The following is a 745-nucleotide window of genomic DNA, read 5'->3' on the forward strand; positions in this document are numbered from 1 at the left end:
CTCCTCGGACGGGTCCACCCCCGGTGCGGGGTGCGGCCGGCTCACTCGGCGGGGCGCTCGACGAGGCCGCCGCTGTGCACCGGACGGACCTCGACACCGCCGCCCTCCCGCACCACCGGGTTGGTCCCGGCGATGGCCAGCGCGGCGTCCAGGTCGGGCGCCTCGAGGATGTAGAAGCCGGCCACGATCTCCTTGGCGTCGACGAACGGGCCGTCGGTCACCCCCGAGGCCCGGACCGACGTGGCCAGCTCACGCGGGGTCAGCGCGTAGGCCATGACCATCGCGTTCTCGGCCACCAGGTCGTCGGCGTGCTCGTCGCACTCGGCGATGTCCTCCTGCGTGGCATCCACCGCGTGCGCGGAGTCGTTCGCGTAGATCAAGACGGCGTACTGAGCCATGACGGCTCTCCTCTCCTTCGATGTTCCTGCCTGACACCATCACGTCGAACGGCGGACCGGGAATCGACAGCGACACCCTGGGATTTTTCCGAGTTCTCTCTGCGTGCTGTGCACCCGTCCGCGCCGTCAGGGCGCCGGAGGCGAGACCACCCACCCGTGGGCCGGCACCGGCACCGCCCCGCCGCCCGGCTCTGGGCCGCGGTTGACCCGGACCTCGAGCACTTGGTCGCCGCTGCTCACCCGGTAGCGGAGCAGGTCACCGGACACGTCGACGTCGCTGACCGTGCCGGTTGCGAGCCACGGGTGGCGCCGCCGCACGGCACCCAGCTCGCGCACCGAGCGTTCCG

At 72.1% G+C, this 745-nt stretch carries 2 protein-coding genes; both read right to left on the reverse strand.

Translation table 11 applies throughout. The annotated features are described in order from the left end of the window. Positions 1–41: 41 nt before the first annotated feature. Positions 42–398 carry a YciI family protein gene (locus tag EPD83_RS20280; RefSeq protein ID WP_165567086.1) on the reverse strand — a complete coding sequence of 119 codons (357 nt, stop codon included), beginning with the start codon at positions 396–398 and terminating at the stop codon, positions 42–44. Positions 399–524: 126 nt separating this feature from the next. After that, positions 525–745: hypothetical protein (locus tag EPD83_RS20285; RefSeq protein WP_205859652.1), on the reverse strand; the 221-nt coding region annotated here is incomplete at its 5' end.

This window comes from Phycicoccus flavus (assembly GCF_004025965.2).
Taxonomy (GTDB): Bacteria; Actinomycetota; Actinomycetes; order Actinomycetales; family Dermatophilaceae; genus Phycicoccus; species Phycicoccus flavus.